The sequence below is a fragment of the Hoeflea sp. genome (assembly GCF_984452065.1).
Window position 1 is genome coordinate 1 of sequence record NZ_CFHWAF010000178.1, and the last position, 7885, is coordinate 7885.

A 7885-nucleotide genomic window follows, 5' to 3' on the forward strand; every position below is an offset into this window, starting at 1 on the left:
AACATCTCGATTTTCCGGCCGCGGCTGATTATCGGACCCGGCCGGCTGGGCATCCTGTCGAAGCTCTTCAAGCTGGTTGACCACAATCTGCCGGTGCCGATGATCGGATCGGGCCGCAATCCCTATCAGTTCATTTCGGTTTTTGACTGTGCGGAGGCCGCTCGCCTGGCCTGGAAGAACGGCGTGCCGAACGAGGCCTATAATCTCGGCTCCGACAGCCCGCCGCCGGTTCGCAAGCTGCTGCGCGACCTGATCAGCCACGCCGGATCGAAATCCTTCCTGCTGCCGACGCCGGCATGGGCGGTCAAGCGGACACTCGACCTGTTCGATCTCGTCAACCTGCCGATCATGGATCCGGAGCAGTACCTGATTGCCGATGAGATGTGCATTCTCGACTGCACCAAGGCCAAGCAGCAATTGGGCTGGACGGCCGAACACCGGGACGAAGACATGCTGATTGCCGCCTATGACGAGTATCGTGGCGGCCTCTCGACCGGCAAGGCCGATGCGCATGTCCCGGCGAAGCATAAAGCGACCGTTTGAGGCCCGATCATGAATATGGCACCCAAAATCACCAAGCCCGACCTGTTGTCCGTCGAAGACGCCAAGGCGCTCGATCTGCCGCGCATGACCGAATACTTCAAGGACCATCTCAACCCGGGACAGCTCCATTTCATGAAGCTCCTGGGGTTCAACAAGGTCAAGATCGAGCGTGCCGAGGGCATGTGTTACATCGATCAGAACGGCCGGAAGATCCTCGATTTCTTCGGCGGTTTCGGCTCGCTCGCCTTCGGCCACAACCATCCCAGGGTGCTTGACGCGCGCATCAGGTTCCAGGAGGAAAAACGCCACGAGATCGCCATGGCGTTCCTGTCGCAATATGCCGCCGCGCTGGCAAGGAACCTCGCCGAAATATCGCCGGGCGATCTTGACATGGTGTTCCTCGGTTCGTCCGGTTCGGAAGCGATGGAAGCGGCGGTCAAGGTCGCGGAACGTGCCGCCGGGCCGGAACGCGGCCGGATCGTCTATGCGGAAAATTCGTTCCACGGCAAGACGAAGGGTGTGCTGTCGCTGACCGACTCGCCGCTCTACCGGGGTGAATTCCGGCTCGTCGACGACACCGTGCGTGTGCCGTTCGGCGATATCGACGCGATCCGCAACGCCTTCGAGGCCGATCCGCGGATCGGCGTTATCGTTCTGGAGACGATCCAGGGCGGCGGCGGCATCATTTCGGCGCCGGTGTCCTTCTGGCAGGAGCTGCGGGTGCTGTGCGACAAGCATGACGTGCTGTGGGTCGCCGACGAGGTCCAGTGCGGCATGGGCCGCTCCGGCCGGTTCTATGCCTTCGAGCATGCCGGTGTCGTTCCCGATGTCACGGCGCTCGCCAAGTCGCTCGGCGCCGGCAAGAGCGCCATGGCGGCGATGATCGCCCGGCGCGGCGTCTACATGAAAGCCTATGGCAAGCCGAATACGGCGCTGATCCACGGCCCGGCGACATTCGGAGGGATCGGCGAGGCCTGCATTACGGCCATCGAAGGGCTGAATATCCTCTATGATGACGATCTGATCGCCAATTCGGCGAACCAGGGCGCTTATCTGCTGAACAAGCTGGAGGCGCTCAAGGCCAGGTACCCGAAGATCATCAAGGACGTGCGCGGGCAGGGGCTGATGATCGGGCTGGAATTCCAGGATTTCAGCCAGACGCTGCCGGCGATGCTGCGTCCCGTCGTCTCGATGCTGGACGACAAGCTGAAAGGCTCGCTCTCGGGCTTTATCGGTGCGCTGCTTCTGCGCGACTACGACACGCTGGTCGCCTTTACCGAATACAACCGCAACGTCATCAGGCTCGAGCCGCCGCTGATCTGCACGGCGGAGCATGTCGATACCTTTGCCAACGCCCTCGACGACCTGCTCGGCCGCGGCATTGTCGGCATCGTCAAGGACTTCGTCGCCAGCCAGGTGACTTAATTCCCGGACGGGCTCTAAGGCGCAATCCCCTGATATCCGGGCCTCAGGCCCGGCCAAACCATCGGCGCGTGGCTTGTCGCCGCGCGTTTTCCGCATGTCGCAAACAGGCAATAGGTTGCCATATGCGGCGTTCATATTTGCTGGCGAACCAGGCAGGACCGTGAACCGGGCGGGTCATCACGGCACAATTGGCCTATAAGGGTATGGTGGCGCCGTCGCGGACGGATCGGGCGGTGTCATCGGATGTTTGGCCAGCAGGCCCCGGCAAGGGGTGGCGGAAAGGGCAGCAAGATGAAGAGCAGCGCGCGTGCGGTTGTTATCGGCGGAGGCGTCGTCGGCGTCTCGACGCTCTATCACCTGGCGAAGAAGGGCTGGGACGATGTCGTCCTGATTGAGCGCAAGGAACTGACTTCCGGGTCCACATGGCATGCGGCCGGCCTGCTGCCGCTCTTCAACATGAGCTATTCGGTCGGGCAGATCCACAAATACTCGGTGCGTTTCTACCAGGAACTGGCCGAGGAGACGGGCATGGACACCGGTTTCCGCAAGGTGACCAATGTGCGCCTTGCCCGCACGCGGGACCGGCTTGACGAATACGAATATTACATGGGTGTCGCCGAGACGATCGGCATCCGGGTCGATCGGATGAGCGCCGGGGAGATCAAGCAGAAGTGGCCCTACGTCAACACGGACGGGCTGGTCGGCGCGATATGCCATCCGGAGGACGGCTATATCCAGCCGGCGGATCTGACTCAGGCGCTCGCCAAGGGCGCGCGCGACCGCGGCGCCACCATCTACCGCAACACGGCCGTCACCGGGATCGACCAGCTGGAAGACGGCCGCTGGCGGGTGGTCACCGACAAGGGTGAGGTGACATGCGAACATGTCGTTTCCTGCTCCGGCAACTTTGCGCGCCGGACAGGGGCGATGGTCGGCCTCGATATTCCGGTCATCCCGGTCGAGCATCAGTACATCGTTACCGAGGCCCATCCCGAAATCCAGAAATTCCGCGCCGAGGGTGGCGCGGAACTGTGCGTGCTGCGCGAATCGGATTCCTCCTGGTACATGCGCGAGGAGGCCGGCGGTCTTCTGCTGGGCCCCTATGAGAAGGGCGCGCCCTGCTGCTATGTGGACGGGCCGTCGGACGAATCCGAATACGAGTTGTTCCAGGAAGACCTCGAGCGGCTGATGCCGCATATCGATACCGCGATCGTGCGGGTTCCCTATTTCGGCGAAGCCGGTATCAAGAAGGTCTATAACGGGGCGATCGCCTATACGCCCGACGGCTCTCCGATCATCGGTCCGGCGCCCGGAAGGAAGAATTTCTGGCTCAATGAAGGTCACTCGTTCGGGGTGACGGCAGCCGGCGGGGCCGGCTGGCAGATTGCGGAGTGGATCGTCGACGGCGAGCCGACCATCGACATGATGGGCGTCGATCCGCGCCGGTTCGGGCCTTATGCGACCGAAGGGTATCTGAGGGAAAAGAACGAAGAGGCCTATGCCAATGTCTTTACCGTTCATTATCCGGACGAGGAGCGGGTCGCGGCGCGGCCGTTGAAGCGGTCGCCCTGCTATGACCGCATGAAGGATCTGGGTGCCGTCTTCGGCTCGGTCTATGGCTGGGAGCGGCCCAACTGGTTTGCTCCGGAAGGCTACGGCATCGATGTGGACAGCATCGAAAAGCCGGATGTGCTGACCAACCACAATCACCCGACGCCGGATGCCGACAACCAGGTGAAGGAAATCTGGTCGTTCCGCCGCTCGAACTATTTCGAGCATGTCGGCAACGAGGTGCGCAACGTGCATGAGAATGTCGGGCTGCTCGACATGTCGGCCTTCGCCAAAATGGAGGTCAGCGGGCCGGGCGCGCGGGCATGGCTGGAGTCGATCCTCGCCAATTCCATCCCGAAGAAGAGGGGGCGCATCGCGCTTTGCCACCTTCTGACGGAAGCCGGCGGCGTGCGTTCCGAGTTTACCGTCTACGAATGGGCGCCCGGACGGTTCTACCTCGTCTCGGCGGGCGCGTTCGAGGCGCATGACCACGACTATCTGCGCAAACTTGCGCCGACGGACGGGTCGGTTCGCCTGAGCGCCATCACGGAACGGCTCGGCGTGCTTGTGCTTGCAGGCCCGCGGTCGCGGGACGTTTTGCGGAAGCTGACGCGGACCAGCCTCGAAAACGCCGATTTTCCCTGGCTCTCGGGCAAGGCGATCAGCGTCGGGACAGCGAGCGCCCATGCCCTGCGGGTGAACTTTGTCGGCGAACTCGGCTGGGAACTGCACCACCCGATCGAGCAGCAGAACACCATTTTCGACCTGATCATGGAGGCCGGGGCGGAGTTCGGCATCAAGCCGTTCGGCATTCGCGCCATGACGGCGATGGCGATCGAGAAATCCTACCGTCTGATCCCGCGCGAACTGTCCATCGAATACAATGCGTACGAATCGGGTCTTGACCGCTTCGTGAAGCCGAACAAGGGAGAATTCATCGGCCGCGAGGCGGTCGTGCGGGCGCGCGAAGAGGGGCTCAGCTGGAACTTCGTGACGCTCGACGTGCAGGACGTGACGGACGCCGATGCGCGCGGCAGCGAAGCGATCTATCAGAACGGCTCGCTCGTCGGCCGGGCGACGCATGGCGGCTATGGCTGGCGGCTCGGTAAGTCGATCGCGCTGGCCATGGTCCGGCCCGAATTCAGCGCCGAGGGCACCGCGCTTGAAATCAGGATCCTCGGCAAGATGCACCGGGCGGTGGTGATCGGCGAGAGCCCGTTCGATCCGGACAATGAGGCGCTGCGGGCCTAGTTCAAGGGGATGTTGATCCACAATTGCGCGCCGTAGGCGTTGTAGTCGTTTACACCGATGCCGTCATATTTGAACGCTGCACGGATGTTGAAATCGTCCGGCCGTTTCACGATAACGCCAATCTCCGCGATGCCGCGGAAGCCCTCTGCTTGACTATACGTGATGCCGCCGACCGTTGCGCTGCTGCCGTCGAAATCCCACAAGCCGCGTATGGCCAGAGTCGGCTCGACAAAAATGCCGGAGTCCAGCCGGTAGCGCCGCGAGATCTCCGGACCGAAATTCAATCTGCCGATGGTGACCGTCTGCGGCGAAATTGCTGCACCGCTCGAATCGACGAAGCCGCCCTGATGCTCGCTAATATAGGACAGGCCTATTTCCGGTATAATCCGAATGTCACCGTATCGAAAATCGCCGACCAATTGCCCGCTTGCAAGCCAGCGGGTCGTGTCGAATTCGCCGGTCACGCCGGCAACGTTGATGTCGTTGTCCGATTGGCCCCAGGCGGCCCGAACATCGAAATAGAGATTTTGCGTCAGCCGCGCGGTTGCGTAGGGTCCGGCCATCCAGCCAAGGCCCTCGGTGTCGGAATTGACATTGCCGATCCGGTCATCCATCCAGTCGACTTGGCCGAGAAAACCGACCATGATGGCCGGGTGTACCAGGCAATCGATGCCGACATAACCGACGGCAAAATCTCCCTGCCGATTCCCGGCGTCCTCGAAATTCACGTAATGGGCTTCCGCCCACACGTCCCAGCAACTCTCCTGCACCAGGGGCTGTTGTGTGATCGGCGGTTGCGAATCAGGGATGAAATCAGCCGGGCTCACATTTGACAGGCTTCTGAGACTGACATGCGCGCTGCCGCCGCCCCGTGACACATTCAAACCCAGCCCGTGGATGCTGCCATAATCCGACACCAACGATTCGGTTTCTCCGTTATCCCACAGCGCTTCGAGCCGCTTGCGGACGAGACGTGCCCGATCAGGCGATTCCTCCAGAAGGCGGTTTGCGCGTTCTGACATAAATGTGTCTGTGACCTCCGCCGTCGGTGGCGGCGGCGCTGCAGGCGGCGTTGGTGTCGTCGTGCCGTCCGGCGTACATGCGATTGTGTAAGTCAGATCGAACTCCGGGCCGCGAGTTCTAACAAAACTCACGGTGGTTTCGAGCACAATGGATACCGCTGTCTGATCGCCCGCGGGATCGTAATTCCCGGTTTCTTCGACGCGCGTAAAGGGCGGTACCGAGAACGTGTTGGCAAAAAGCTCGCCGCCGCCAACGGCGGCTCTAACCGCCACGTCTCCGTTATTGATATCGCCTGCAACTGAGATGGTTATCAGATCGACGTCCGCAAGACTATCGACCACCAAAGTGTGTCGGCCCACGACTTCATCCTCTGAGCCCTGCTGGCGCAAGTCGTTAACTGCATGTCGGGTGCCATTTAGGGCGGTACAGTCTGCGGCCGGCGCTCCGGTCGTTGGCTGCAAACGCGTTGCCGTCTGAGCTGACAATGGCTCGCAGAGGGCAAAAGAGAATATGACTAAATAAAATAAGTTGCGCATCGGTTCCCCAAAACCGCTTGGATTTTATTTTCGGTAGCGGCCGGACTTTCCTAGTCAGTTGTCATATTTGCCTGTTTTAGTCAATTGGCACATTTGCCTGCGCAGGGCAGAATCGCCCGATGCTTGTCTAAGAACGCCAACGCGAGTTCTGCCGGAAAGTGTCCGCGGTCTGCGGCTTGCCGGAACAGGAAGGCCGCTGTTTCGAATTTCTTGTCCACAACGGCCCCGTCTCGATAGCACACGCCCAAATCGTAAATAATGTCTGTGGGGTTGCTCCTCTAATCAATTCCTGTTCCTGCTGCAGAGCGCCTCAATTGAGCGTCTTTTTGCGCCTTTATTTCCTCCAATTGCGCGTTTATTTCCTCCAACCAGGCTTCTGCCGCAAAGTAACCGCGGTCTGCGGCTGCCTCGAGCAGGAAGACCGCTGTTTCGGAGTCCTGCGCCAGATCACCGTCACCGCGTAGATAGCGGACACCCCAGTTGCACATTTCGGCATTCGCCTTATTGTGTCCCGCATCGGAGGCTTTGCTGAGCCAAATTACGGCTTCTTCCGGTTCACCGTTCTTAGCATAGAGGACACCCGAATCGTACATTGCGTTACGGGTACGGGTACGGGATTGGGTACGGGATAGGGCTTCGGCTTCCTCTTCCTCTGTCCTTTCCCCTGCAAAGGAACCGCGGGCATCGGCTGCCGCTTCCTCTGCCTTAAAGCAACCGCGGGCTTCGGCTGCCTCGAACAGGGAGATCGCTGTTTTTGAGTCCTGCTCCACACCGTCACCGCGTAGATAGCGGACACCCAAGTTGCACATTTCGGCATCCGCCAGAGGGTGTTCCTTATCGGAGGCTGCGCTGAACCATACTAAAGCTTCTCCCGGTTTACCGTTCTTAGCATAGAGGACACCCAAATCGTACATTGCGGTACGGGATCGGGATTTGGATTTGCCTCCTGCTTCCTCCATGAGCGAAGAGAGTTGCATATCGATCAACGCCTCTTTGATCTTGTTGTCTTGAGCCTCGATGCGATCTGTTCTCGACTTAACGTAGCTGGAGGATATCAGGTGGACTCTTGCCAAACCCGTCAGCATTCGATGGAATAAGGTCTTACTATCAGAATGCCGATCGACAAGTTCATCGCTCTCGTTACCGAATTTCTTCAGATTCTCTAAATCATCAGATTTTTCATCAGGAAGACACTTTGAAACAACGCTCTCAAGTCTGTTCGAAATGTAAGGATCCTTGCCTAACTTCGCAACCGTGCCTAACTTCCCAACCGTGCCTAACTTCCCAACCGTTCCACCCATTTGGGACAACTTTTGCCCGGCGTTGTACAACCGCTTGAGGCCCTGGTAGACCTTCTTGAAATTGTTATCCCTTAAACCATTCAGAATATCATCGTTCGCCCTGTCGCAAGATTTCTCAAGCGCTGCTTCTTTTTTCTTAAGCGCTGCTTCATTAAGGCTTTCCTTCCAGCTTTTCTTCCAGCTTTTGAAACGTCCGGCCGTCCTTTCGAAGAACTCTAGAATTTTTTTGACATATTTGTTTTCAACAGCACTTGG

5 protein-coding genes are annotated in these 7885 nt (G+C 59.5%); 3 read left to right on the forward strand and 2 right to left on the reverse strand.

The window, feature by feature from the left end; translation table 11 throughout:
• From AC5E6N_RS22010 to AC5E6N_RS22020, 3 genes are all read left to right on the forward strand, one after another.
• A partial coding sequence (locus tag AC5E6N_RS22010) for an NAD-dependent epimerase/dehydratase family protein (RefSeq protein ID WP_491749818.1) occupies positions 1-543 on the forward strand: 543 nt, incomplete at its 5' end.
• Positions 544-552: 9 nt separating this feature from the next.
• Entirely contained in the window at positions 553-1968 is a 1416-nt protein-coding gene (locus AC5E6N_RS22015; protein ID WP_491749819.1) for an aspartate aminotransferase family protein, read from the forward strand.
• Positions 1969-2259: 291 nt separating this feature from the next.
• Positions 2260-4770 carry a GcvT family protein gene (locus tag AC5E6N_RS22020; RefSeq protein WP_491749820.1) on the forward strand — a complete coding sequence of 837 codons (2511 nt, stop codon included), beginning with the start codon at positions 2260-2262 and terminating at the stop codon, positions 4768-4770.
• Here the strand turns inward: AC5E6N_RS22020 and AC5E6N_RS22025 are convergent.
• On the reverse strand, positions 4767-6329 hold the full coding sequence (locus tag AC5E6N_RS22025; protein WP_491749821.1) for an autotransporter outer membrane beta-barrel domain-containing protein: 1563 nt from the start codon (positions 6327-6329) through the stop codon (positions 4767-4769). The genes AC5E6N_RS22020 and AC5E6N_RS22025 overlap by 4 nt on opposite strands.
• 278 nt (positions 6330-6607) lie before the next feature.
• On the reverse strand, positions 6608-7885 hold a 1278-nt coding region (locus AC5E6N_RS22030), incomplete at its 5' end, for a tetratricopeptide repeat protein (protein ID WP_491749822.1).

Bases quoted from the DNA above. Each gene is read 5' to 3' on its own strand.
- AC5E6N_RS22025 (WP_491749821.1), bottom strand. From the start codon at position 6,329: ATGCGCAACTTATTTTATTTAGTCATATTCTCTTTTGCCCTCTGCGAG.
- AC5E6N_RS22020 (WP_491749820.1), top strand. From the start codon at position 2,260: ATGAAGAGCAGCGCGCGTGCGGTTGTTATCGGCGGAGGCGTCGTCGGC.
- AC5E6N_RS22015 (WP_491749819.1), top strand. From the start codon at position 553: ATGAATATGGCACCCAAAATCACCAAGCCCGACCTGTTGTCCGTCGAA.